Source organism: Rothia koreensis (genome assembly GCF_052232265.1).
GTDB classification, from domain to species: domain Bacteria; phylum Actinomycetota; class Actinomycetes; order Actinomycetales; family Micrococcaceae; genus Rothia; species Rothia koreensis.
Genome location: NZ_CP197643.1, coordinates 1,166,803 through 1,189,823, shown reverse-complemented (window position 1 = coordinate 1,189,823; position 23,021 = coordinate 1,166,803). Strand labels below are relative to the sequence as shown.

25 protein-coding genes are annotated in these 23,021 nt (G+C 65.6%); 11 read left to right on the top strand and 14 right to left on the bottom strand.

Features of this window, described 5'->3' with window-relative positions; translation table 11 throughout:
- The first annotated feature begins 85 nt into the window (after nucleotides 1-85).
- Together ACTSLZ_RS05190 and ACTSLZ_RS05185 are read left to right on the top strand one after the other, a co-directional pair.
- Nucleotides 86-433, top strand: coding sequence for a hypothetical protein (locus tag ACTSLZ_RS05190; protein ID WP_443096145.1), 348 nt, complete (start codon nucleotides 86-88; stop codon nucleotides 431-433).
- Complete coding sequence (locus ACTSLZ_RS05185) at nucleotides 430-1,521, top strand: pyridoxal-phosphate dependent enzyme (protein ID WP_436594437.1); 1,092 nt, start codon at nucleotides 430-432, stop codon at nucleotides 1,519-1,521. Before ACTSLZ_RS05190 ends, ACTSLZ_RS05185 begins: the two co-directional genes overlap by 4 nt.
- On the opposite strand, the gene ACTSLZ_RS05180 is transcribed toward ACTSLZ_RS05185, so the two are convergent.
- On the bottom strand, nucleotides 1,472-1,891 hold the full coding sequence (locus ACTSLZ_RS05180) for a GNAT family N-acetyltransferase (RefSeq protein WP_443095929.1): 420 nt from the start codon (nucleotides 1,889-1,891) through the stop codon (nucleotides 1,472-1,474). The two genes, ACTSLZ_RS05185 and ACTSLZ_RS05180, sit on opposite strands and share 50 nt — an antisense overlap.
- Nucleotides 1,892-1,901: 10 nt before the next feature.
- On the bottom strand, nucleotides 1,902-2,933 hold the full coding sequence (locus ACTSLZ_RS05175; protein WP_443095928.1) for an o-succinylbenzoate synthase: 1,032 nt from the start codon (nucleotides 2,931-2,933) through the stop codon (nucleotides 1,902-1,904).
- Between the two features lie 151 nt (nucleotides 2,934-3,084).
- Between ACTSLZ_RS05175 and ACTSLZ_RS05170 the strand changes: the two genes are divergently transcribed.
- The gene (locus tag ACTSLZ_RS05170; RefSeq protein ID WP_443095927.1) at nucleotides 3,085-4,026 is read left to right on the top strand and encodes a phosphatase PAP2 family protein; all 942 of its coding nucleotides are present in this window, start codon (nucleotides 3,085-3,087) and stop codon (nucleotides 4,024-4,026) included.
- 18 nt (nucleotides 4,027-4,044) lie between these two features.
- On the opposite strand, the gene ACTSLZ_RS05165 is transcribed toward ACTSLZ_RS05170, so the two are convergent.
- Nucleotides 4,045-4,950 (bottom strand): MBL fold metallo-hydrolase, encoded by a 906-nt coding sequence (locus ACTSLZ_RS05165; RefSeq protein ID WP_129314751.1) that lies wholly within the window; start codon nucleotides 4,948-4,950, stop codon nucleotides 4,045-4,047.
- A 103-nt stretch (nucleotides 4,951-5,053) separates the two neighbouring features.
- On the opposite strand from ACTSLZ_RS05165, the gene gluQRS reads away from it, so the two are divergent.
- The 7 genes from gluQRS to ACTSLZ_RS05130 all read left to right on the top strand — a co-directional run bounded on the left by gluQRS (nucleotide 5,054) and on the right by ACTSLZ_RS05130 (nucleotide 13,209).
- Nucleotides 5,054-6,022: a tRNA glutamyl-Q(34) synthetase GluQRS gene (gene gluQRS, locus ACTSLZ_RS05160; protein WP_443095925.1), complete on the top strand. Its 969-nt coding sequence runs from the start codon at nucleotides 5,054-5,056 to the stop codon at nucleotides 6,020-6,022.
- On the top strand, nucleotides 6,009-6,953 hold the full coding sequence (locus ACTSLZ_RS05155; protein ID WP_443095924.1) for an EamA family transporter: 945 nt from the start codon (nucleotides 6,009-6,011) through the stop codon (nucleotides 6,951-6,953). The genes gluQRS and ACTSLZ_RS05155 overlap by 14 nt, the downstream gene beginning before the upstream one ends.
- 125 nt (nucleotides 6,954-7,078) lie before the next feature.
- A complete protein-coding gene (gene putP, locus ACTSLZ_RS05150) occupies nucleotides 7,079-8,593 on the top strand; it encodes a sodium/proline symporter PutP (RefSeq protein ID WP_443095923.1) in 1,515 nt (504 codons plus the stop codon).
- Between the two features lie 84 nt (nucleotides 8,594-8,677).
- Entirely contained in the window at nucleotides 8,678-9,643 is a 966-nt protein-coding gene (locus tag ACTSLZ_RS05145) for a 1,4-dihydroxy-2-naphthoyl-CoA synthase (RefSeq protein ID WP_443095922.1), read from the top strand.
- 53 nt (nucleotides 9,644-9,696) lie between these two features.
- On the top strand, nucleotides 9,697-10,908 hold the full coding sequence (locus tag ACTSLZ_RS05140) for an AMP-binding protein (RefSeq protein ID WP_443095921.1): 1,212 nt from the start codon (nucleotides 9,697-9,699) through the stop codon (nucleotides 10,906-10,908).
- 101 nt (nucleotides 10,909-11,009) lie between these two features.
- The gene (locus tag ACTSLZ_RS05135; RefSeq protein WP_129314738.1) at nucleotides 11,010-11,885 is read left to right on the top strand and encodes a 1,4-dihydroxy-2-naphthoate polyprenyltransferase; all 876 of its coding nucleotides are present in this window, start codon (nucleotides 11,010-11,012) and stop codon (nucleotides 11,883-11,885) included.
- 4 nt (nucleotides 11,886-11,889) lie between these two features.
- On the top strand, nucleotides 11,890-13,209 hold the full coding sequence (locus ACTSLZ_RS05130) for a CynX/NimT family MFS transporter (RefSeq protein WP_443095920.1): 1,320 nt from the start codon (nucleotides 11,890-11,892) through the stop codon (nucleotides 13,207-13,209).
- Between the two features lie 62 nt (nucleotides 13,210-13,271).
- On the opposite strand, the gene ACTSLZ_RS05125 is transcribed toward ACTSLZ_RS05130, so the two are convergent.
- Nucleotides 13,272-13,571 carry a DUF4229 domain-containing protein gene (locus tag ACTSLZ_RS05125; protein ID WP_443095919.1) on the bottom strand — a complete coding sequence of 100 codons (300 nt, stop codon included), beginning with the start codon at nucleotides 13,569-13,571 and terminating at the stop codon, nucleotides 13,272-13,274.
- A 70-nt stretch (nucleotides 13,572-13,641) separates the two neighbouring features.
- On the opposite strand from ACTSLZ_RS05125, the gene ACTSLZ_RS05120 reads away from it, so the two are divergent.
- Nucleotides 13,642-14,004 (top strand): PLD nuclease N-terminal domain-containing protein, encoded by a 363-nt coding sequence (locus ACTSLZ_RS05120; RefSeq protein WP_178979473.1) that lies wholly within the window; start codon nucleotides 13,642-13,644, stop codon nucleotides 14,002-14,004.
- Nucleotides 14,005-14,046: 42 nt separating this feature from the next.
- Here the strand turns inward: ACTSLZ_RS05120 and ccsB are convergent, their stop codons facing one another.
- The 10 genes from ccsB to ACTSLZ_RS05070 all read right to left on the bottom strand — a co-directional run bounded on the left by ccsB (nucleotide 14,047) and on the right by ACTSLZ_RS05070 (nucleotide 22,930).
- Nucleotides 14,047-15,147 (bottom strand): c-type cytochrome biogenesis protein CcsB, encoded by a 1,101-nt coding sequence (gene ccsB / locus ACTSLZ_RS05115; protein WP_129314726.1) that lies wholly within the window; start codon nucleotides 15,145-15,147, stop codon nucleotides 14,047-14,049.
- 78 nt (nucleotides 15,148-15,225) lie between these two features.
- Complete coding sequence (gene resB, locus ACTSLZ_RS05110) at nucleotides 15,226-16,851, bottom strand: cytochrome c biogenesis protein ResB (RefSeq protein ID WP_397555055.1); 1,626 nt, start codon at nucleotides 16,849-16,851, stop codon at nucleotides 15,226-15,228.
- 60 nt (nucleotides 16,852-16,911) lie between these two features.
- Complete coding sequence (locus tag ACTSLZ_RS05105; protein ID WP_129314721.1) at nucleotides 16,912-17,676, bottom strand: cytochrome c biogenesis CcdA family protein; 765 nt, start codon at nucleotides 17,674-17,676, stop codon at nucleotides 16,912-16,914.
- Between the two features lie 8 nt (nucleotides 17,677-17,684).
- Nucleotides 17,685-18,320 (bottom strand): TlpA disulfide reductase family protein, encoded by a 636-nt coding sequence (locus tag ACTSLZ_RS05100; protein ID WP_178979470.1) that lies wholly within the window; start codon nucleotides 18,318-18,320, stop codon nucleotides 17,685-17,687.
- 124 nt (nucleotides 18,321-18,444) lie between these two features.
- Nucleotides 18,445-19,122, bottom strand: coding sequence for a histidine phosphatase family protein (locus ACTSLZ_RS05095; protein ID WP_129314719.1), 678 nt, complete (start codon nucleotides 19,120-19,122; stop codon nucleotides 18,445-18,447).
- 67 nt (nucleotides 19,123-19,189) lie between these two features.
- Nucleotides 19,190-19,483, bottom strand: a complete 294-nt coding sequence (locus tag ACTSLZ_RS05090) for a glutaredoxin family protein (protein ID WP_443095918.1) — start codon at nucleotides 19,481-19,483, stop codon at nucleotides 19,190-19,192.
- A 100-nt stretch (nucleotides 19,484-19,583) separates the two neighbouring features.
- On the bottom strand, nucleotides 19,584-19,682 hold the full coding sequence (locus tag ACTSLZ_RS05085; RefSeq protein ID WP_003792170.1) for a 30S ribosomal protein bS22: 99 nt from the start codon (nucleotides 19,680-19,682) through the stop codon (nucleotides 19,584-19,586).
- Between the two features lie 236 nt (nucleotides 19,683-19,918).
- Complete coding sequence (locus tag ACTSLZ_RS05080; RefSeq protein WP_129314714.1) at nucleotides 19,919-20,830, bottom strand: FadR/GntR family transcriptional regulator; 912 nt, start codon at nucleotides 20,828-20,830, stop codon at nucleotides 19,919-19,921.
- Between the two features lie 62 nt (nucleotides 20,831-20,892).
- Complete coding sequence (locus ACTSLZ_RS05075) at nucleotides 20,893-21,687, bottom strand: ArsR/SmtB family transcription factor (RefSeq protein ID WP_443095917.1); 795 nt, start codon at nucleotides 21,685-21,687, stop codon at nucleotides 20,893-20,895.
- A gap of 91 nt (nucleotides 21,688-21,778) precedes the next feature.
- Complete coding sequence (locus ACTSLZ_RS05070) at nucleotides 21,779-22,930, bottom strand: acetoin utilization protein AcuC (protein ID WP_443095916.1); 1,152 nt, start codon at nucleotides 22,928-22,930, stop codon at nucleotides 21,779-21,781.
- Between the last annotated feature and the right edge of the window lie 91 nt (nucleotides 22,931-23,021).

Sequence of the window (23,021 nt, the reverse complement as noted above, 5' to 3'; positions counted from 1 at the left end):
GTGCTGCGCCGGTGGGACCGTCCCCTGCCGCCCGTTCGGCTGGTGGGGTGCCGACTGCCGGGTCAGCCCGTGGACACGCTGGGGGGTGAGTCCGCCCGCCTATACGTCCGACGAGCATGCCGACTTCGCTCGTTTGACGAGCGCGCTGGAGACGGCCGTGCGCACGGGCAATACGAGGATTCTGGGCGGAGTCGCGACCGACTCCGCGTTGATCAATCAGCGGTACCTGCCCAAACCCGACCTTCCCCGTGTGTTCGAGATCTGCGAACGCACCGGCGGGGTGGGGGTTCAGGTCGCGCACAGCGGAACCGTCTGCTCGGTCATGTACGACCCGGCCGATGCGGCGGTTGACCAGCGAATCCTCCGGGCTCGGCGGGCGTTGGACGCCGCCGGTTTCGACTCGACCGCGCACTTTCTTGGGGAGGACCCTTGAGCAACGAAATCACCGCCTCCGATCTTCCGCAGGCCATAGCTCCGCACGCCGGCGTGGCCCTGGGGGCCCCGGATGTCATCGAGCTGTCCCCCGATCTCTTCGCCCTCCGGTTCGAGGTCATGAAAGCACGGTCCGCCCGGGGTGCACTGCTCGAGCTCATGCGTCGCGGCACCATCCGGCGAGGCGGCACGGTCATCGATTCGTCGAGCGGGATCTACGCCTGCGCTTTGGCCATGGCCTGTCACGAATTGGGGCTCCGCTGCCGCATCATCGGCTCGACGACGATCGACCAGACCCTCCGCGTGCAATTGGACCTGCTGGGCGTCGAACTCGAACAGATGCCGCCCAGCACCTCCCTCCGGGCCGATCAGGACCGACGCGTCGCGCGGGTTCGCGAGCTGATCGAGGCGCATCCGGACTGGCACTGGATGCGTCAGTACCACGACGCCGTCCACTACGCGGGCTATCAGCCCATTGCGACTCGGTGCGGCGACCTGTTGCGGGGCCGTGGGTACCGTTCCGTGGACCTCGTGGCTCCAGTGGGATCCGGGGTTTCCAGCGGGGCGCTCGGTCTCGGGCTGGCTGCCTCGGGGCTGACGGTGCGTCTCGTGGGGGTCCAGCCCTTCGGGTCGGTGACCTTCGGCTCGGAGGACGTGGAGGACCCGGACATGCTGATCGCGGGCATTGGCAGCTCGATTCCCTTCGACAACGTCCGGCACGAGCTCTACGACTCCGTCCACTGGGTCTCATACGAGGTAGGACGCGCGGGCACCCTCGCTCTGTGCAGGAGGCATGCGCTCTTTGCCGGGCTCAGCTCCGGGGCGGCCTACGCGGTGGCCGACTACCTGGGCCGAGATCGAGCTTCCTCAGCACACTGCACCCTCATGACGTGCCCGGACACGGGTCATCGGTACCTCGAAGACGTCTACGAGGACGCCGATGACGTGCCGGACGTGTCCGTCTTCGAACCCCAGGTGCTGGGCTCCCCGCGCGAATCACCGCGGTTGCCCTGGTCTGCCGTTCACTGGGGAGGGTCGGTCACTCGCGAGGCAGAACCATTCCCATCGAGTGGGGCATCGCGTCCCTGAAGCCCACGCTGCGGTACAGGGGACGGCCGGGTTCGTCGGCCATCAGCGTGATGTAGGGGTCGTCCGGGGCGTGCTCCCGGATCCTGTCGATCAGGGAGGTGATGACGGCCCGCCCGATGCCTCTCCCCTGGTGGGCGGGGAGGGTCGCCATGTCGGCGATGTGGAAGTACCAGCCGCCGTCGCCGAGGACTCGCCCCATGCCCACCACCTCACCGGTGGAGCGGTGTTCGACGTGCGCCCAGGCCCAGGACCCGGTCAGCGCCGGTGCCGCCTGTGCTTTCGTCTTCGGTGAGAGTCCGGCTTCGGCCCGTAGCCGCACGTAGTCCGCGACCGGCGGTGCCGCCGTGATCAACCGGTAGTCCTGGTGCATGCGTTGCTCCTCACTCGTGGCCCGCGTCGCCCGATCGCTCGCCACGGGCCAGTAGCCGCTGATAACTGTTGCTCAATCTTTTCATCCACCAGTCACGGCGCCCACCGTCCGCCCGGAACTCGTCGAGTCGCCCCGGGTCGGGACTGACCCGGCGCACCGGAAGGCAGCCGTCCTCGGGGATCAGCGGATCGGCGGTCAGGTCCCCCGCCAGGAGCGAGGCGGTACCCAACCCGCAACCGTGCTCCAGCCGCGGCAGGGCCGCCGCCAGCGCGAGGCCGCTGTACATTCCCACGGACGTCTCCAACGCCGAGCTGACGACGGCCGGGAGCCCCGCGTTCTCGATGATGTCCAGGGCGTTCCGCGGTCCGCCCAGGGGCGCAGCCTTGACCACGATCAGGTCCGCGGCCCCGAGGCGAGCGACTCTCAACGGGTCGGATTCCTTGCGCACGGACTCATCGGCCGCGACAGGCACTCGCAGCCCTTCCTTGTCGGCCGCCTCGCGCAGACGAGCCAGCCCTTCGATATCGGCAACCGGCTGTTCCACGTAGGCGGGTTCGAATTCGGCCAGAGCGCGGAGCGCCTCGAGGGCTTCCCGATGGTCCCAGCCTCCGTTCGCATCCATCTTCAGCACGGCATCGGGCGCGGCCCTCCGGACCGCACGCACGCGGGCGACGTCGTCGGCGAGGCTCTGCCCCTTCTCGGCGACCTTGATCTTGACCTCACGCACCGACCCGCGGGAGCGCCCCAGCACCTCCGGGACCCTCTCGGGGCCCACGGCGGGCATGGTCGCGTTGACCGGAATACGGTCGCGACGAGCTTCCGGGGCAGGTTCCCACGCGGTCTCGATCGCGCAGGCCAACCACCGGGCCGATTCGTCGGACCCGTACTCGAGGAACGGGCAGAATTCTCCCCACCCCTGGGGGCCTTGGACCAAGAGCGCTTCCCGGCGCTCGACCCCTCGGAACCGCACGTTGAGCGGCACGGAGACCACGACCGCGGTGTCTTCAAGCTGTTCCAGGAGGGGCAGTTCTCGCAAGCTCATGGATCCACTGTGCACCTTCGGCAGGACCTAGGCCATTCGAGGATCCACCGCCCAGGAAATGCTCAGGAAAATTCCGACGAACGGGCAGGTCGCACTGGCATGCTGAACTGCAATGGGTGGATTGACACAACGTACAGGGGGTCCTGGGCCAATGAGTACCGAGCCAACGCGAGATCAGGGCGAGACGCCTGTACGCGATTGGCCTTCCACGAGGCGCGGAACCTTCCACCCGCCGACGGTCGGGGTCGTCATCAAGCACCTGGTCGTGATCGGCATCATGCTCTTCGGCCTGTGGGGCACGGTCTGGGCATTCCTCTACAGCTATTCCGGCCAATGGATCGATCAGACCGCAACCTCCGAGGTGAGCAACAACCTCCGCCGGTACAGCAGGGACTCGGACCACCTGCTCAACGCCCTCCCTGCCATAGCCGGTGTCCTGGCGGTCATCGGGATCCTTTTCGTCCTCGTTCGCAGGCACCGGTTCCTGCCCGCCGTGATCGGGCTGGCCATGGCCGCGGGGGCCAACGGGACGACCCAGGCGCTCAAGTACCTGATCCTGGCCAAGCCGAACTACGGCGTCCAGGAAGCGACCATGAATTCCCTGCCGTCGGGCCACACGACGTTCGCCGCGGCGGCCGGAGCGGCACTGTTCATCGCGGCTCCCAAGAAATGGCGCCCGTTCATGTCCCTGGTCATGCTGATGTTCGGGACTCTCGCGGGGGTTGCCACCGTGATCAACGAATGGCACCGGCCGGCCGACGTCGTCGCCGCGCTGTTCGTGGTCGCTGCCTGGACGGCCTTGGCCTTGCTCGTGCTTCGGTTCGTTCCGGCCGAGGACCAGGACACCGCGAGCACCCGTCACACCGGGATGCTCCTGATTCCGCTGATGGTCATCACCGGGCTCTTCCTGGCCTTCTGCGCGGTGGCCACGTACATGATCGCGGCCCAGCAACACTTCGCGGGGGCCGCTCTACTGGGCAGCCTGTGCCTGATCTTTGCCGTCGGACTCTTGTCCACGGCCCTGCTCGTCTTGCTCCTGAGGCGCAAGCAACCGACCGAAGAACGGCCCTACACGAAGGTGTGGTCGTACTGACCTTCCTGGGCGGGCCGTCTAAGCGTGCTCGCCCGTGGTGATGGGGCCGGTCACGCCGGTCGGGGTGTCCTCCACGGACAGGTCCTCGCCCATCATTCCCTTTTCCTCGAGGTAGGCCAGGCGGTCCAGCAGAATACGGGTAACCCCGGCGTCGTAGGGAAGTTTGTACATCGCCGCGGTCGTGGGGCCGGCCTCCGGATTCGAGGTCGACGCCGCGATCCTGTCGATCGCTTCCCTCATGGTTTCGGACTGGCGCTGCACGAAGGTGCGCTCCACAGGGGTTCCGTGTCCCGGGACGAAGACGTGGTAACGGTCCAGGCCGGCGACCGTTGCCAGGGTCTGGACCCAGACCTCCGGGAAGGAATCGTCGAAAGCGGGGTCGGCACCCTGTTCCACGATGTCTCCCGTGAACAGGACTTCGTCGACACCCGCGAGGACGTCATTGTCGGTGTGTCCGAGTCCCAGATAGAACAGCGTCACGGCCCGGTCTCCCAGGTCGACGCGGGTGAATGAGGCGCGTCCGCCATCGCCCGGAAGGAGGCGGGTCGGCGGGATGATGTCGGTGTTCGGCCCCTGATGATGAGCCATTTCCGGTTCCAAGGTCTCCACGTAGCCGCGCTGGCGGTCGGCGTAGCGCTCCATCGCACGCTCGGCGTTGGGGTGGGCCCAGAAATCGGTGGTGCCGTCCGCCGCGAAGACGGCATTGCCGAAGAAGTGGTCGTAGTGCGCGTGGGTATTCACGACCACGAACGGAAGGTCCGTGATCTTGCGAGCGGCACGGAAGATTTCGGCGCCCTGGCGGGGGCCGGCACCCGTGTCGATGACCATGGCCTTGTCCGCGCCAAGGATCAATCCGGTGTTCAAACGGTAGTCATCGGTCGCGATGACGTAGATCCCGTCGGCAATTTCTTGTGTTCGAGCCATATGCCTACGGTACTTGATCGGAATGGATCACAGGGCGACCGTATCCGAAAACCCTCGTTCGCCCGATGCGATCGGGCCTTGCCCGCCTCGTTACGATGGGACCATGCTCTCCCCCTCCGATGTGTCTGCCTCCCCCTCTGGTGCGGGCCGTTACGCCCCGTCGCCGTCGGGAGACCTTCACCTCGGAAACCTGCGCACCGCTCTCTACGCGTGGCTGTTCGCTCGGTCCACGGGGCGCGCCTTCCGTCTCAGGATCGAAGACCTCGACCGCGTCAGAGAAGGCTCCGCCCAACGCCAAATGGACGACCTCGAGGCACTCGGCATCGATTGGGACGGCGAACCGTTGATCCAGTCGACGCGCACGGTCGCGTACGAGGACGCCGTCGCCCGTCTCCGCGAACGCGGAATGGTCTACGAGTGTTTCTGCACCCGGAGAGAGATCCAGGGGGCCTCCTCCGCCCCGCACGGTGCCCCCGGCGCCTACCCCGGCACGTGCCGCACTCTGACCGCCGACGAACGGACCGAACGCGCACGGTCACGTCCGGCGGCTCTCCGGCTGCGCAGCGAAACCCGCGAATGGACGGTCCTTGACCGCTACGCCGGCCAGTACACGGGGATGGTGGACGACATGGTTCTGGTCCGCAACGACGGACGCGCGGCCTACAACCTGGCCGTGGTCGTCGACGACCATTTTCAAGGCATCGACCAGGTGGTGCGCGGCGATGATCTGCTCTCCTCCGCCCCAAGGCAGTCCTGTCTTGCCTCCCTGTTGGGGCTCGGCCGCGTGGACTACGTCCATGTTCCGCTCGCCCTGAATCGGGAGGGCAAGCGGCTGGCCAAGCGCGACGGGGCCGTCACCGTGGCCGAGCTCCGGGACAACGGGGTGGTTCCCGCCGAGATCGTGCGCATGATCGCCTCCTCGATGCCGCTCCGGAGCCTGCGGACCGACGACGCCGGGGCCCTTCCCGAGTCGGCCTCGCAGATGCTGGAGGTCTTCGACCCGGAGACGATCTCGCTGGACCCCTGGACTGTCCTCGATCCCGCGGCGGAGGTGCCCCGTGTCTCTGACTGAACGCATTCCGCGGCGCCATCGGGGAACCACCGCTCTGATCGCCGTGCTCATCGGCTCGACCGGCATCCAGACCACGTCCGCGGTGGCCACGACCCTTTTCGAGAAGTTCAGCCCCGTCTCGGTGTCCGGCCTGCGGATGACGACGGCCGCCGTCGTCCTGATGCTCATCGCTCGGCCGAAATTCTGGCGGTTCACCCGAAGGGACTGGCTCTCCGTGGTCTCCTACGGCGTCGTCTCCTCCCTGATGAACGTGTTCTTCTACCTCGCGGTGGATCGCATACCCCTGGGCGTGGCCGTGACGATCGAGTACCTCGGAGCCTTCGCCGTGGCCATGTTCGGCGTGCGCAGGTTCAAGGACGGCCTGTTTGCGGTAGGGGCCCTGGCGGGCGTTGTTCTGATCGCCGGGCCGACCTTCGGGAGCACGGATCTTCTGGGATATGTCTTCGCCGTCATGGCCGCCGCGTCCATGACGGGTTACACGCTGCTGTCCGGCAAGATCGGCAGCGGGACAGAAGCGACCGCCGGCATCCGCGGACTCTCCGTGTCGATCGCGATCGGTGCCATCATGTGGTCCCCGGCGACGGCGCTGGCCCTCCCCCACATGACCGTGGGCGACTGGGGCATCGCCGTGTTCATCGGTGCCGTGGGTCTCGCTCTGGCCTTTTCCTGCGACGCGTTCGCGGCGACCATGACCAATCCTGCGGTCGTCGGGGTCTTCTTCTCCCTGGATCCCGTGGTCTCGTCCTTGGTCGGGCTCGCCCTCCTCGGTGAGTTGCTCTCGGCCTCGGCCTATATCGGCATTGCGTTGATCGTCCTGTCCGGCGCGGCCGTCACATGGCGAGCCAATCGTTCGGCGGCCGTCATCACCACGCACACCGAGGCGTTGCAGGTCATCCGTACGGCCCAGATGCCGCAGACGCCACGGGAATGACTCCTGCGCATTCCTTCAGATTCTCCCCATCCTTCGCGTGATCTGGCATACTCGGGTGCTGAACTCGTGGCTCCCGTCACGCCCGAGGGCTGCACTCGTCAATCGACGCACCGGAGAATACGACAATGTCCGACCAGACATTCCAGTACATCGCCCTGGGGATCTATTTCCTGGGGATGATCGCCATCGGCCTGTGGGCCAGCACCAAGAACACTGACAACGAGGACTACATGCTCGGAGGCAGATCCCTCCGACCCGGAGTCGCGGCGCTGTCCGCGGGCGCTTCCGACATGTCCGGCTGGCTCGTCATGGGCCTGCCCGGTGCCATCTACGTCTCCGGGCTCCTCGACGCCTGGATCGCCATCGGCCTGACCATCGGCGCGTGGGTCAACTGGAAAGTGGTGGCCCCGCGCCTGCGCGCCTATTCCGAAGTCTCGGGGAATGCGATCACGATCCCCTCGTTCTTCGACAACCGCCTCAAAGCCGATGGCCTCTCGAGTCGGGTCCTGCGCGTGACCTGCGGGCTCATCATCTTGATCTTCTTCATCTTCTACGTTTCCTCGGGCATGGTCGCCGGCGGCAAGTTCTATCAGACCACCTTCGACGGCAATTACCACGTGGGCATGATCGTGATCGCCGCGATCACGGTGCTCTACACGTTCTTCGGAGGCTTCCTGGGCGCGACCTTCACGGACGTGGCGCAAGGGCTCCTGATGCTCGTCGCACTGGTCATGGTTCCCGTCGTTGCCGTCATCCAGTTCGGCGGTCCCGGTCATGTTCTGAACGCCGTCTCCGAGGCCAATCCGGACGCTCCCTCACTGGTCAGCGGGGCCACCGCGATCGGAGTGATCTCCTCGCTGGCGTGGGGGCTCGGATACTTCGGCCAACCGCACATCGTGGTGCGCTTCATGGCCCTTCGCTCTCCCAAGGACGCGCCGACCGGACGCCGCATCGGCATCTCCTGGATGGTCCTGTCCGTGGTCGGCACGATTGCCACGGCATTGACCGGCATCGCCTATTTCTCGACCCATCCTGAAGCCAGCCTGACCGACTCGAAATCCGCGGAGACAGTCTTCCTGGACCTCTCCCAGATCCTGTTCCACCCGCTCGCCGCCGGTTTCGTGCTGGCCGCCGTGCTCGCGGCGATTATGTCCACGGTGTCCTCACAGCTCGTGGTTTCCTCCTCCGCCGCGGTCGAAGACTTGGCCATGCTGCTCATCAAGCGGCGGCCCACCCCCAAGGTCCAGCTGTGGATGTCGCGCGGCGCGGTCCTGACCGTGTCCGTGATCGCGGCCCTGATCGCCCTCGACTCGGACTCCGCGGTCCTCGAGCTCGTCGCCTTTGCATGGGCCGGTTTCGGCGCGGCCTTCGGTCCGTTGATGCTGCTGTCGTTGTTCTGGAGGAAACTCACGGCCTCGGGAGGACTCTGCTCGATGATCGTCGGCGCCGTGGTCACGATCGTGTGGCGGTACGCGATCCAGGATCCGGAGTCGACGGGGATCCTCGCGCTCTACGAGATCGTCCCCGGGTTCGCCGCCGCGCTCGTGGTCGGCGTCGTCGTCTCGCTGATGACGCACCGCCCGTCGGAGCGTGTGGAACGCGAGTTCGCCGAGGCCAAGGAACTGGCCACGGCCCGCTGACCCGATGCCCTCTCGTCGCGCGGCCTGCCCGCTCGGGTGCACCCGAGCGGGCAGGTTTTTTCCGTGCCGGCTAGAATCGCACTGATGACTACGACCGAGAACTCCGCGCTGCCCGAATCCGTGTCCGACGTCTTCGACCCCCACCGCTGGAGAACGGTCGAAGGCTTCGAGGACCTCGAGGACATCACCTACCACCGTCAGGTCGAAAGGGACGCGACGGGACGCATCGTGAGAGACCTTCCGTGCGTCCGGGTCGCCTTCGACCGCCCCGAAGTGCGCAATGCCTTTCGTCCGGGAACCGTGGACGAGTTGTACTGGGTCCTGGACCACGCCCGGATGACCAGCGACGTCGGTACCGTGCTGCTGACCGGCAACGGGCCCTCCCCGAAAGACGGCGGGTGGGCTTTCTGCTCCGGTGGGGACCAGCGGATTCGTGGACGGGACGGCTACCGGTACGCCGAGTCCGAGACCGCTGACTCGATCGACCCGGCCCGGGCCGGCCGCCTGCACATTCTCGAAGTGCAACGTCTGATTCGCACCATGCCGAAGGTGGTCATTGCCGTCGTCTCCGGCTGGGCCGCCGGCGGCGGACATTCCCTCCACGTCGTCTGCGACCTGACGATCGCATCGCGCGAATTCGGCAAGTTCAAGCAGACCGACGCCACCGTGGGGTCCTTCGACGCGGGGTACGGATCGGCCCTTCTGGCGCGTCAGGTCGGCCAGAAGGCCGCCCGCGAGATCTTCTTCCTGGCCAGGGAGTACGACGCCCAGCGCATGCACGAGATGGGTGCCGTGAATCAGGTTGTACCCCATGCCGAGCTCGAGAGCACCGCCCTGGAGTGCGCCGCCGACATCGCACGCCAGTCCCCGCAGGCCATCCGCATGCTGAAATTCGCCTTCAACCTTCCCGACGACGGCATGGTCGGGCAACAGGTCTTCGCCGGTGAGGCCACGCGCATGGGTTACATGACCGACGAGGCCGTCGAAGGGCGCGATGCCTTCCTGCAGAAGCGGGATCCCGATTGGAGCGCGTTCCCCTACTACTTCTGACGAATCCCGGCCGCGGTCGAGCGACCAGGGACCACGACTAGGCTGGAGACGCCATGGATTTTTCTCAGCTCTCCCCCGTTTCTGCTGTTCCCGAGGCCTCCGAGGTTGCGGTCTTCCTCGACGGGCCGGGGTCCGTCGACGTCGAGCGCCTCCGCGACTCCCTCTCCCGGACGATCACGCGCGAGACCAGAATCGGCGAAGACGTGGCGGCGCTCGTGGTGAGCACCTCGGGTTCCACGGGGCGCCCGAAGCAGACGGTCCTGTCCGCGGGAGCGCTCAGGGCCTCGGGGCTGGCTACCGAGAAGGCAACGGGCACCGACGGCGGCGCCCACTGGTTGCTCGCGCTGCCCGTGCACTACGTCGCCGGGGCACAAGTCGTGGCCCGCTCGGTTCTCGCCGCGACCCGTCCCGCGGTGACCGCATCCGTTCGGGACGGCAGCCGCTTCACCGCACGCGATTTTCTCGACGCCGCACACCGCCTGCCCTCTGGGCACAGGATGACCTCACTCGTCCCGACGCAGCTCCACACCCTGGTGGAGGAAGCGGAGACCGACGCCGCCCTCGAGAGCGAAATACTCGAGGCGCTGAGAAGTTTCGACGCGATTCTGCTGGGCGGAGCGCCGGCCTCGACGGCACTCCTGCGCGATTGCGGTCAGCTGGGCATCCCCCTGGTCCAGACCTACGGCAGCGCGGAGACGGCGGGAGGGTGCGTGTATGACAGACATCCCTTGCCAGGGACTCACGTTGCCGTGGAGCCCGCCACCGATCCTTCGGCCCCGGGACGCATCTGGTTGGGCGGGCCGACCGTCGCCTCGGGCTATCTCGGCGATCCCGAGCGGACGGCCAGCTCCTTCCGCCGCAGTCCGGACGGCACCTGGTGGTACCGGACCGATGATCTCGGCACGTTCTCCGACCGTGAAGGGCTTTCCGTCGCCGGGCGGGCCGACGACGTCATCCTCACCGGCGGGGTCAAGGTTTCGGCCCGTGCCGTGGCCGCCGTCCTGGAACAGGACCCGTCCGTGCGGGAGGCCGTCGTCGTCGGCGTCGAGAGTCCACGATGGGGCCAGGAGATTCGGGCGGCCGTCTCGCGCAGACCGAACCGGGAGCCCGACGTGACCAGCCTGGCCGATCGTGTCCGCCAGGACCTCAGCCGGGCCGCGGCGCCCAAGACCATCCGGGTCCTGGACCGCCTGCCGCAGACCAGCACGGGGAAGCCGGACCGGACGGAGGTGCACCGGCTGCTGGCCCCGGACGCCATGGAGTGAATGCGTCCGACTGGCGCGATTCCGCCGAAGTGAGACAATGAATTGTCATCCCAAGCTTTCCGCCCGGCGCGAGCGTGCCCGGCACACCGAGAGGAGCGCACGTGGCAACCGTTGCACAGTGGGTCGAGGGAGCACGCCTGCGTACGTTGCCCATGGCCGTCGCTCCCGTCATCGCCGGCACAGGCGCGGCCGTCCACCTGTGGCAGTTCCGACCGGTCTGCGCCGTTCTTGCGCTGCTGGTGGCCCTGTTCCTCCAGATCGGCGTGAACTACGCCAACGACTACTCGGACGGGATCAAGGGCACGGACGATTCCCGTGTCGGCCCGATGCGCCTGACCGGTTCTGGCGCCGCTCCCGCGCGGCACGTGAAGCTCGCGGCTTTCGCTTGTTTCGGTCTCGCCATGGTCTCGGGGCTCGCGCTGGTGGTCATCACCGGACAATGGTGGTTCCTGCTCATCGGACTCTCAGCGGTTTTCGCCGCGTGGGGCTACACCGGAGGACGACGCCCCTACGGCTACATGGGTTTGGGCGACCTTTTCGTGTTTCTCTACTTCGGTCTCGTCGCGACGATGGGCACGACCTTCACCCAGGCCTCGCAGTTGTCGCTCACCGCCGTGGTGTCCTCGGTTTCGCTGGGTCTCATCGCCTGCGCGCTCCTGATGGCGAACAACCTGCGTGACATTCCCACGGACACGGAAGCGGGAAAGCTCACGCTCGCGGTCCGGCTGGGTGGTTCCCGCGCTCGCCTGGCCTACGCGGCAGAGGTAGGTCTCGCTTTCGCGCTGATGCTGTTCACGGTCCCGGAGAATCCGTGGAACCTTCTGGTCCTCCTGGCGCTGCCGCTGGCCTGGCCCGCCGTCCGGACCGTTCTGTCCGCCACGGACATGAGAAGGCTCATTCCCGTCCTCAAACAGACCGGTTTGCTGAGTTTGCTGTTCGCTCTCCTGCTTCTGGTCGCGTCAATCATTGGAGCATGATCAGGTGACCGACACTCCCGAGAATTCCGCATCGGACCGTCCGCGGAACCCTGACCTTCCCGCTTCCGACGGCCCCGCGACCCCCTCAGGTGCCCGCCAGGTCACGGCCGCGTGGTGCATCGTCGTCCTGCTCATCGCTTCTTGTCTTAGGCCGGCGCTGACCACGGTCGGACCCGCTCTCCACCTGATCGGCGACGACACGGGTCTGGGATCCGGTGGACTCGGGCTGGTCGGGGCCTTGCCGCTCCTGGCCTTCGCAATCCTCTCCCCCATCGTGGCCATTCCCGCCCAACGCATCGGGATCGAACGGGTGGTCCTGGTGGCTCTCGCGGTCCTCGGGCTGGGCATACTTCTGAGATCGACCCCCGGCATCGGCTGGCTCTGGGTCGGAACGCTCCTGATCGGCGTCGGAATCGCTACAGGGAACGTCCTTGTTCCGGTCATCGTCAAACGTGATTTCTCGAAGCACGTGTCCCTCATGACCGGCCTCTACACGGCCGTGCTCTCGGTCGGTGCCGCGACCGCCTCAGGCATTACGGCGCCTTTGTCGCACACCCTGCCGGGGTCGTGGCGCTCGGCCCTGGCAATCTGGGCCGCCGTGCCGCTCGTGTGCGCCGTGTGGTGGTTCTTCCTGACACGTGCGACCCGGCGCCGCGAGTACGAGCGTTCGGGGTCACTCGCCAAGGCCATGACCGGTTCCATGCCTGCGATCCCATCGCCCGCCGAACCGAACGCATCGCGCAAGGTCTCGTTGCTCAAGTCCCCGCTGGCCTGGCAGGTCACGATATTCATGGGACTCCAGTCGCTGATCTTCTACACGGCCGCCAACTGGCTGCCGACGGTGGAGGCCAGCGTGGGAATGGATCCCGCGACCGGAGGATTCCACCTGTTCCTGATGCAGTTGCTCGGCATCCTCGGGAACCTGAGCGTGAGTTTCCTTGCCGAACGGAGGGCCTCGCAGAGTTGGCTCGCCATGATCATGGCGGGTTTCCTGATCGTCGCCCTGGGTGGGGCTCTCATTCTGCCTCAGGCCGCGGCCCTGTGGGCCTCGTTCATCGGCATCGGTTGCGGTGGCAGCTTCTCGCTCTCCCTCGCCATGATCGGTCTCAGGACGATGAGCTCGGCCCAGACGATGAAGCTCTCCGGTATGTCCCAATGCCTCGGCTACCTGATGGCAGCCCTGGGTCCGTTGCTCGCCGGATGGTTCGCCGACGTTCTCGGTGGTTGGGTCATGGTCATCGTGATCCTGCTGGCCCTCATGGTGGTCCATTTGATCGCAGGTGCTCTGGCCGGTCGCAACCGCAAGATCGGCGCGACGGCCTAGACCCGAACCAATCCCTCTCGATGGGGTCGTGACGGAATCGGAGCCGTCAGGTTGCGCGTCGGTCAGACGTCGCGGCCTTCACGACGAAGCTGTTCGTCGACGTACTGGTCCTCGACCTCGATGTTCTCGTCCTCCACGGTCCTCTTGGTCTTCTTGCCGCGCAGCTTGCGCCAGAACCGTCCGAAGTCCCTGCTGGCTTGCTCGTGGAGCCTCGGAAAGCCCAGGTATGCGACGGCGAATGCGATGAGGATGGCGAACACCCCGGCCAGGATCGCGCCCGTTCCCAGGTAGACGCAGGCTACGAAGACAACGGCCATCAGGCCGAAGCGGAGCAGGGTGTAGTACAAGAATTTCACGGTCACCGAGTCTACTCTCCGGACCTGGTGATCCGCTCAGTGACCTGGCCCGCACGCCACCGGTAAGCTGACATGTATGCGAGCAGTACTGATCATCGTCGCGGCGGCCGTCGTCGTCGGCATGACCATCTATGCCCTTCTCGACATCGCCCGCACGGAAAAGCGCCATATCGTGGCTCTGCCCAAAGCGTTGTGGTTCATCATCGCGCTGATATTCCCCGTGCTCGGACCGGTGCTGTGGTTGGTCTTCGGTTTCCGACGGTACAGGGCAGGGCGCCGCTCAGACGCCGGCAGCCACGGCCTGCCGCCGGAGGGCGCTCCGGACGACGACGAGGCCTACCTCAAATTCTTGGACCAGCAGGCCGAACGCAGGAAGCGAGACGAAGAGCGACGCCGTCGGGAAGAGGGCCGCGACGATACGGACCCCGACGTGTCCTGACCGGCACGTCCGGGGGCGGTCCGCGCGGCCGATGGCCGGCTCCTACAGGCCGGAGTAGGAATGCAGCCCGTTGAAGACCACGTTCACTGCGGTGAAGTTGAAGATGATGCAACCGTAGCCGATGATCGACAACCATGCGGAACGGGGCCCGGTCCAACCGCGCGTGGCCCGAGCGTGCAGGTACGCCGCGTAGACGACCCAGATCACGAAGGTCCACACTTCCTTGGTGTCCCAGCCCCAGTAACGCCCCCAGGCCTTGTTGGCCCAGATTGCGCCCATGGCCAGGGTGAAGGTCCACATCACGAAGCCCACCGTGTTGAGACGGAAGGCGAAGTTCTCGAGCGCCTGGGATGACGGGACCAGGCGCATGAAGCCCAGTCCGGCCTTTTCCCCTTCGATCAGCTTCCGTTCCCGCCGGGACTGGATCAGTTGGAGCACGGCCATCGCAAACGTAATGGTGAAGACGCCGGAGGCCATGACGGCCACCGATACGTGGATCACGAGCCAGTAGGACTGCAGAGCGGGCTTGAGGTGGCCCACGGGCGTGGGGAAGCCGATCGTGGCGGCGACCATCATGATCAGGGACAGCCCGGTGACCAGTGCCCCGACAAAACGCAGGTCACGGAAGATCAGCGCGACGAGGAAGACCACGGAGACCACGAGTGCGCCCGTGGTGCAGAACTCGTACATGTTGCCCCAGGGAACACGGCCGGCGGCCAGTCCGCGGGTCACGACGCCGATCACGTGGATCGCGCACGCAATGATCATGACGGCGACGGCGACGCGTGCGGCCACCCGCCGTTCCCCCGTATAGGTCATCGAATCGTCGGCGACGTAGTTGTTCAGCTTGGCCCTGGTCCGGGCGTTGTAGGCGCGACCGCGACTGCCGCCTCCCCCGCCTTCCAGGACGGCCGCCGAGACGCCCGAACCTGATTTCTCGCTGTTCCGTGCGACCGGGCTCGCCCCGACCGTGGCCGGTACGCCGGTTTCATCGGCAGAGCCGGCAGCCGCCTCCGCCTTGCGCGTGGCGCGGGAATGGGACGCCAGGTCCCAGGTGAAGGCGACGAAGGACACCAGGTAGGTCACCGCGGCCAGCAGCATGAAGGTTTCGCTCCACTGGCCCAGGTTCTCGTTGATGGTCATGCTTCCCTTTCTGGAACGACGAGGCGAGGGAGGCTCTGATGGGGCACTCCCGCGACCAGTCGGTCCGATGCGAGGAAATTATCCCTCGCTGAATTCTAGTCCCCATTCCTGGGCGAAGATTTCGGTCAGTTTGTCGGCCTCTGCCGCAAGCCTCGGGTCCTCCCCGCGCGCCAGCAACCCGTATTCCACGACGACGGCCTTGGTTCCCCCGTCGAGCGTCGTCTCGCGGGCCTTGACCCACAACCGACGACGGGCCACGAAGAGCGAAATGATCAGGCCACCGAAGGCGAGCAGGAAGGAGACCAGGACCACGGGCTTGCCCGGGTCGTAATGAATATCCAGGCCTGCGTACCGTTTGACCCCTTCGAACTCGATGCTTCCCTTGTTGTCGGGAAGATCGAGCTTGTTGTTCTCCTCGGTCAGCACGATTCCGCCGTTCTCCGACTTCATCGAGTTGAGCTCGTTGAGCTTGTCGGTGTCGAGCACGTACACGTTCTGCGGCTTGCCGTCGTCGAGACCGAGATCCCCGGAGTACGAGGACAGGACCAGGGCCGGATTCGCCGGAGCCGCGTCTGCCGAGTACGGCATCTGGCCGGGTTGGATCACCGCGGTCGGGAGGAACATCCCGACGAAACCGAGCTGGTCCGGCCCGGCGTCGGGAACCTTGAGGACCATGGAGGAGGTGAAGACCTTGTCCGTCGGCAAGGAGACGACCGGGCCCTCGTAGGCGACCTTCCCGTCGCCGCCGGTGACCTTCACGATCGGGGCATAGCCGTTGCCCTGGAGGTAAACGTTGTTGCCATCGATGTTCAGCGGCTCGTTGACCTTGAGGGATTCCTTCTTTGCCTTCGCCCCGGGGCTGTCCTTGACCGTCATCTGGGCGTCGTAGCTGAGGTCCTGACCGTACGTCGAGGACGTTTTGTCACGGTCGTAGGTGACATTCAGTTTGTCCAGGGTGACCGAGAAGTTGCGCAGCCAATCCGGGTTGTAATTGGTCCCGGGTTTGAAGGAGTCGTAGCTGATGAGGGTGTTCACATGGGATTCTCCCTCGGCCACGATCTTCTGCCCGCTGTAGCCGAACTGACCGCCGATCGCCACGCCGACCAGCACACCGATCATGGACGCGTGGAACAACAGGTTGCCGATTTCCCGAATGTAGCCGCGTTCCGCACCGACGCTCGGGGCCGTGGAATCCTCACGGACTTCGGTCCGGTAATGGCGCTTGCGCAAGATCTTGTTGGCGGTGCGTACCGCCCCGTCGGCCGTGAGTCCTCCCTCGACCGAGTCGACGGGGATGGTCAGAACGCGATGCTGCGGCAAGCGCGTGAGGTTGCGGGGTGTTCGCGGCGGCTTGGCCCTGAAGGCCTTGGCGTGCTTGATAGTCCGCGGGACGACGCACCCGATGAGAGAGATGAACAGCAGAATGTAAATGGCCGAGAACCAGGCCGAGGAGAACACGTCGAAGAGCTGCAGCTTGTCGGCGATCGGGCCCCACGTGGTGTGGGAGTCCTTGTACTCCTGGACTTTCTGGGGGTCCTGAATGTTCTGGGGGAACATTGATCCCGGGACCGCGGCGACCGCGAGCAGCAGCAAGAGGAACAGCGCGGTGTTCATCTTGGTCAGTTGGGTCCAGGCCCACCTGAGCATGCCAATGGGCCCCAGGACCGGAGCGTCTTTCTTGGCTGCCTTCTTCTTGTTACTCATGCCATCCATCTTCGGTAGCGGATTTCTGCCGTGGTGGTTCGGGAACCTTCCTGGTCTCGATCACACCGGTAGCTCGTATCCTGGGCTCGATGCCTGGAGCCAGGACATCATTGCCGCCCAGAGGCCGGTCGCCATCAGCACGCCGACGACGACGAGCGCGATGCCCCCGACGATCTGCAGGGCCCGACGGTGCTTCTTGAGGAAGTCGAACATTTCTGCCGATTTCCTGAACCCGAGGGCGATCAGGAGAAACGGAATACCCAGACCGAGGCAGTAGGCCAATGTCAGGCCGATGGCCTTGAGACTGTTGGGGCCCTCGATGAAGACCAGCGCCTGCACCGCCGCGAAGGTCGGTCCGATGCAGGGCGCCCAACCCAGCCCGAAAGTGATGCCCAGGACCGGTGCGCCCCACAACCCGGCGGGCGGCTTGGAGTGGATTTTTCTGTCCTTCTGGAACCACGACAGACCGCCCATGAAGACGACGCCGAGCAGAATCACCACGAGTCCCAGAACCACTTGGATCCAGGTCTGCCCGCGCACCCAGGGTGCGGCCCCGATCTGGGCGAGCACCACGGACATCAGGACGAACACGACCGAAAAACCGAGGATGAACAGGGCCGTTCCGGCGAACATGCGTCCGCGACGCTTTCGCTGGAGGTCGTTGCCGGTCAGTCCCGTGACATAGGCCAGGTACCCCGGCACGAGGGGAAGAACGCAAGGCGACGCGAAGGAGATGAGTCCAGCCAGCGCCGCCAGTGGAATGGAGGCCCAGAGCGAGCCTTCCAGCACGACGGAACCGAAGGAAGAATCTGCGGCTAGATCCAAGGCTCAACCTACGAATTCTTCGACGAGGAATCTTTGCCCTCGACCTGGTCCTGCAGAAGCGTACGAACCACGGACTCATCGATCTGCCCGAGGACGCGCGCGGCCACACGCCCCTGGGAGTCCAGGACGAGAGTGGTCGGTACGGCCTGGGCCGGGACGTATTCGGAGAGGTCCATCAGCACTCCCCCGGCGCGGTCTTCCACGGAGGGGTACTGGATCCCGAAATTGCGTTCGAAGGCTTCCGCCGTTCCCTGCTCGTCCCGGAGATTGATCCCGTAGAAGTTCGCGGCATCGCCGAACTCCCCGAAGAGCTTCTGCAAGTGCGGGGCTTCGGCACGGCACGGGGCACACCCTGCGTACCAGAAATTCAGCAGACTCGGTTTGCCGGGAAGATCCGAGCCCTTCACCGGGGTTCCGTCGAACAGCGTCCCCTCGAAGTCCACGGGTTCGCCGCGGTCCTTCTCCTTGAATTCAGTCACGGATCCGTCCCCCGAGACATACCCTTTGCCGTCCGCTGAGTTCGCCTGGTCTGCCAGCTCCGAGTTGTCCTTGTCGGAGCAGGCGGTCAAGGCGGCCAGCCCGAGCACCGAGGCCGCCGACAGCAGGCCTCGGCGCGTCATCGGCTTGGAATAAGAACTGGGCATGGGTGACTCTCTGGAAGATTTCACGATGTTGGTTCGGGGTCCGACGGCGCGTTCCTCGGAAAGGTCGCCGGGAAGTCAATGTCCACAGGCGGGGCTGGGATCGACCACGGACCCATGTATCGAATTATGATCCCGGAAGCTGAATGACCCCTGAGTAGAGCTCGGCCGCCGGTTCACAATACTCGATCCGAGGCCGCGTTCCGGCGCTGATGTCGTCGAAGTGCAACGAGGTCAGTGACGCGAGATTGCATTGGCGCGACCGCGGATCGTGAGGGAGGGGCCGGCCCTCGATGCTCGACCGGGCCATCCAGATGGGCAACTGGTGTGAGACGATCACGGCCTCGGCGCCGTCTCCTCCCCTGTCCACCGCCTCGGCCGCGGCGGACTTGATCGCCTCGGACATGCGATCGACCTGCTCGCGGTACGGCTCGCCCCAGGACGGCCGCAAGGGATTGACCAGTTTGGGCCAGTGGCGCGGGTTGCGCAGGAGTTCCGACCTGTTCACGTGCAGACCCTCGAAGTGGTTTCCCGCTTCGATGACACGCCCGTCCGAAGCAATGGGAAGACCGAGCTTCTCGGAGATCGGGGCCGCAGTCTCCTGGGTGCGCGTCAGCGGCGAGGCCGCCAGATAGGTGATGTTTGCGCCGTCGGCGGCCCTGCGTTCAAGCTCACGGGCCGCCAGTTCGGCCATCGCCTGGCCGGTCTCGGACAGATGGAAATTGGGGAGGCAACCATAGACGATGCGATCCGGGTTGTGGACCTCACCATGCCTCAGGAGGTGAACAGTTGCACGTGGACTCATGTTTTCAGTCTCCCAGATCGGCCGACCGGCGGCCATTCGAGGAGGGCCCTGCGCAACGAGCGATGTCTCATAGTTCTTCCGGGTCGCGGCCTGCCATCATCCCCTGGAGAATCCGCCGGAGGCGAGGCTTGTCGACCCGCCAGAAGTCACGCGGAACCCCGTTGACCCGGACGACCGGAATGTCTTCGGCATGTTGCTTGAGCAGATCCAGGTGGTCCTCGACATTGATCTCAGCCCATTCCAGGCCCAGGGGACCCGTTACCTCGTCGAGGTCTCTTTTGGCGTCCGCGCAGAGATGGCATCCGGGGCTGGTCAGCAGTTCCACGGAAATGCTCTGCTCGAAATCGGTCTCTCGCGTCATGTCGGGCCCTCCGCCCCGGTGAATGGTGGTGCCCGATACGCATTCGGCCGCCCCTCGCTCGATGGAGGTGGCGGCCGAAGATGCTGGGCACAAAAAGTGTCTACTTCTTGTTGCGGCGCTGGTGACGGGTCTTGCGAAGCAGCTTGCGGTGCTTCTTCTTCGCCATGCGCTTGCGGCGCTTCTTAATAACTGAACCCATAGGATCCCTACCTTGATAGTCGGACATCGATGGACGGCGCGCTCTCGCACGGCCGCACCACCGGATGGCGTCCCTGCCGTCCCGTACCGAGGACAGCGGAGGCTTGCGGTCAAAACGTTCGCTCACGAAGTCTCTGGCGGGGAAAGACAAGCCCCACAGTGAGAACGTTCCTCCCATACCCTACAAGGTCGGGTCAACGATCCTCGAATCGAAGGGCAGGGGTTCCACGGCGCCGGTCATTGGGCCCGCGACGAGCCGCCATGTGCGCCGGATTCATCCGCCGGTTCCATCGAGTTCAGAGTCTCCGCAACCTCCGGGGCGGAGTCAGGCATGTCGGCGTCGCGCTCCTTCGTGTCCGCCACGCTGTGCGCGAGGGTCGAGGACGGCTCCAGGGGGTGGACCTCGCCATCGGCATCGGCTTCGGGCTGGACGAAGACCGATCCCGAGGACCGCTGTTTGCGGTCGGGGTCCACGCCCGCTTCGAGGTAATGGCCCTCGATGTGTTCGGCCACCATCCGTGCCGCGAGTTCGTTGTCTCCCGCCTCGAGCGCGGCGTAGATGGCCCGGTGCTCCGCGCACAGTCGCGTCGCGGTCGTCGACCACAACGGGACGTAGCCCACCAGCGAGAGAGTGTACTCGTAGATCGAGTCACGCAACCCGGTCATCAGCCCGGTCACGAGGGAATTCCCCGCCAGTCTGGTCAGGGCCACGTGGAAGGAGACCTCGAGATGGTGGAAGTCCTTCAGGGAAAGATCATCACGGGCCATCTCGTCCATGATCTTCGTGAGCTCGCGCATCGCCGGGTGTTCCCGGTCGGCGCGACGCAACGCCCACGTCTCGAGGAGCACACGGGTGTGCACGATGTCCCTCAGGGGGTACTCGGCCGTTGCCATGTGGAGCTTGAGGGCCGGGCCGGCACTCGCCGCGGGTTCGCGCACGAGCTGGGCAATCATCTGGTGCCTCTTGCCCTCGTACAGCCTGAGGATTCCCATCGACTCAAGGGTCTTCAACGCCTCGTGGGTTGCGCTGCGGGAGGCCCCGACGGCCTCGGAGATTCTGCGTTCGCTCGGAAGCTCTTGTCCGAGGACGAGGTTTCCGTCGAACAGCTCGTTCTCCAGCCATTGGAGGATCTTGCGGTCGGTAGCCATACGGTGGTGTGTCTTTCACTCTCGTCAACGATGAAGGTCCAGGCCGGAGGGGACACCCCCTCCTATCGCCCGCGCTTCCTGGAAAACAGGTTAGCCAAAAATCCCGCTTGTTTGGTCTCTCCCGCCACGTGCTGGGCTCCCGCATACTCCTTGGTGCGGCGCACCTCCGGGTCGAGAGGCTCCCACTCCGTGGACCGCGTCCGTTCTTCGTTTTCGGGCATGGGGGCGACGTCGTCCCGTCCGGATGCCTCTCCCGAGGCCTGCTCGCCGGGCACGACCGCCGGCGCCAGGTCCGAGGTGAGCTCCTCGATCTCTTCGGTTTCCGTCTGCTCAGGAGCGCTCAGGGGAGCCAGCGGGGCGAACACCACGCCATGGCGGGTGCGCCGGTGTGAGGGTCCGGACTCCTGCGACGCCGAGCCCTCGGATGCCGGTTCGGGGCCCGAGGACGACGCCGGCACGTCGTCGCTCCGAACGACGTCGGTGCCTTCGTCCTCCGAGGGCTGGGACGCGGCGACCTCGGGGGAACCCGTCTCCAGGTCGCCCGTCTCGGCCGTTTCGGCCTCGGTCTTTGCCGGTTCTGTCGCTTCCGCGTCCGCGGTGTCCGCGACCAATTGGTCGGCCCATTCTCGGACCGATTCCAACGGTACGGGGTTCAGCGAGTAGAGCCGCCTCTGGCCCTGCGCCTTCATGGTCACCAAGCCCGCTTCTCGCAGCACCTTGAGATGCTTGGACACGGTCGGCTGGCTCACTCCCAGCTCGGTCACGACGTCGTTGACCGGACGGGGCCCGTCCTTCACGACGGTCAGGATCCGACGACGGGTGGGGTCTGCCACCACAGCAAACACGTCATTGCTCATGCTTCCACCATAACGGTGTATTCCGTACCGAGTATGCGCACACGCCCGCCCGTTCCCTTCATGAATGTTCCGAACTCGGCGGACGGGATCCTCAGTCGAACCAGGGGTCGAGGCCCCACAGGGGGAAAACTTCCTTGCGGGTTGCCATGACCGTCCTGTCCAACACATTTCCTGGGTCGAAGCCGATCTCCCAGGAGCGCCACCAGATGTCCGCCTCGTCCCCCATCAACCGTGGTGCACGGACCCCGTATTTTTCGGTGATGTAGCGGCGCCACGACTCCGGCGTCGGCGTCGTGACCTCGACGGGCCGATTGGCCACGATGCCGATCAGGTGCGTCCACGCACGGGGCACCGCGTCCAGGCAGTTGTACCCGCCGCCACCGGTCGCGATCCACCGGTCCTCACAGAGTTCGTTCGCCAGGTCGGCGATCGACAGGGCCGCTTCACGCTGCGCGTCCACGCTCAAGCGCATGTGGGTCATGTCGTCTTTGAAATGCGAGTCGCACCCGTGCTGCGAGACGATGATCTCCGGTTCGAAGGCCCTGGCCAGCTGCGGCACGATCGCGTGGAAGGCCCTGAGCCAATCGGCATCCGCGACCGTCGTCGGCAGGGCCACGTTCACGGCGGTTCCGGCCGCAGCCCCCTCCGGTCCGGTCTCCGCAGCGAATCCGGTCCCGGGGAAGAGAGACATGCCCGTCTCGTGGAGAGAAATCGTCAGCACCCGAGGGTCGTCCCAGAAGATGCTTTGCGTCCCGTCGCCGTGATGGGCGTCGATGTCGATGTACAGAACCTTCTCGACCCCGTGGTCCAGCAAGTACTGGATTCCGACGGCACAATCGTTGTACACGCAGAATCCGCTCGCGTGATCCCTGTGGGCGTGGTGCATGCCGCCGCCGAAATTGATCGCGCGAGCGACCTCCTGGTCCTTGACCGCGGTCGCCGCGCGCAAAGTCCCACCGGCGAGTTTGGACGCCGCCTCATGGACCCCTGCGAAACCGGGGGTCTCCTCGCCGTCCAAGCCACTGCCCGGCACCTTCAGGTCAGGGTTCTCGCTGACGGCCTTGACGATGTCCACGTACTGTTGCGAATGCGCGGTCAGCAGAGCAGCCTCGTCGGCGGTCTCGGGCTTCTCCACCGTGACGTGGGGAAGACCAAAGAGTCCCAAGTCCTGCGCGAGATGCGCCGTCGCATCGAGTCGCCCTGGGTGCATGGGGTGGTAGTCGCCGAAGAAATATGCGGTCATCGCCGGATCCCACGTCACCAGCGAGGTCGGATCCGCACCCTGCCCACTTCCGCGAAAGTTTGTAAGTGACGTCACAGGCCTATTGTGGCAC

What these genes read in the sequence shown, in the direction of transcription:
- ACTSLZ_RS05085 (WP_003792170.1), bottom strand. Translation starts at nt 19,682, where the DNA reads ATGGGTTCAGTTATTAAGAAGCGCCGCAAGCGCATGGCGAAGAAGAAG.
- ACTSLZ_RS05165 (WP_129314751.1), bottom strand. Translation starts at nt 4,950, where the DNA reads ATGGCTCGAACACAAGAAATTGCCGACGGGATCTACGTCATCGCGACC.
- ACTSLZ_RS05180 (WP_443095929.1), bottom strand. Translation starts at nt 1,891, where the DNA reads ATGCACCAGGACTACCGGTTGATCACGGCGGCACCGCCGGTCGCGGAC.
- ACTSLZ_RS05170 (WP_443095927.1), top strand. Translation starts at nt 3,085, where the DNA reads ATGAGTACCGAGCCAACGCGAGATCAGGGCGAGACGCCTGTACGCGAT.
- ACTSLZ_RS05140 (WP_443095921.1), top strand. Translation starts at nt 9,697, where the DNA reads ATGGATTTTTCTCAGCTCTCCCCCGTTTCTGCTGTTCCCGAGGCCTCC.
- ccsB (WP_129314726.1), bottom strand. Translation starts at nt 15,147, where the DNA reads ATGACCATCAACGAGAACCTGGGCCAGTGGAGCGAAACCTTCATGCTG.
- putP (WP_443095923.1), top strand. Translation starts at nt 7,079, where the DNA reads ATGTCCGACCAGACATTCCAGTACATCGCCCTGGGGATCTATTTCCTG.
- ACTSLZ_RS05145 (WP_443095922.1), top strand. Translation starts at nt 8,678, where the DNA reads ATGACTACGACCGAGAACTCCGCGCTGCCCGAATCCGTGTCCGACGTC.
- ACTSLZ_RS05095 (WP_129314719.1), bottom strand. Translation starts at nt 19,122, where the DNA reads ATGAGTCCACGTGCAACTGTTCACCTCCTGAGGCATGGTGAGGTCCAC.
- ACTSLZ_RS05175 (WP_443095928.1), bottom strand. Translation starts at nt 2,933, where the DNA reads ATGAGCTTGCGAGAACTGCCCCTCCTGGAACAGCTTGAAGACACCGCG.
- ACTSLZ_RS05100 (WP_178979470.1), bottom strand. Translation starts at nt 18,320, where the DNA reads ATGCCCAGTTCTTATTCCAAGCCGATGACGCGCCGAGGCCTGCTGTCG.
- gluQRS (WP_443095925.1), top strand. Translation starts at nt 5,054, where the DNA reads ATGCTCTCCCCCTCCGATGTGTCTGCCTCCCCCTCTGGTGCGGGCCGT.
- ACTSLZ_RS05090 (WP_443095918.1), bottom strand. Translation starts at nt 19,483, where the DNA reads ATGACGCGAGAGACCGATTTCGAGCAGAGCATTTCCGTGGAACTGCTG.
- ACTSLZ_RS05075 (WP_443095917.1), bottom strand. Translation starts at nt 21,687, where the DNA reads ATGAGCAATGACGTGTTTGCTGTGGTGGCAGACCCCACCCGTCGTCGG.
- ACTSLZ_RS05120 (WP_178979473.1), top strand. Translation starts at nt 13,642, where the DNA reads ATGCGAGCAGTACTGATCATCGTCGCGGCGGCCGTCGTCGTCGGCATG.
- resB (WP_397555055.1), bottom strand. Translation starts at nt 16,851, where the DNA reads ATGAGTAACAAGAAGAAGGCAGCCAAGAAAGACGCTCCGGTCCTGGGG.
- ACTSLZ_RS05080 (WP_129314714.1), bottom strand. Translation starts at nt 20,830, where the DNA reads ATGGCTACCGACCGCAAGATCCTCCAATGGCTGGAGAACGAGCTGTTC.
- ACTSLZ_RS05070 (WP_443095916.1), bottom strand. Translation starts at nt 22,930, where the DNA reads ATGACCGCATATTTCTTCGGCGACTACCACCCCATGCACCCAGGGCGA.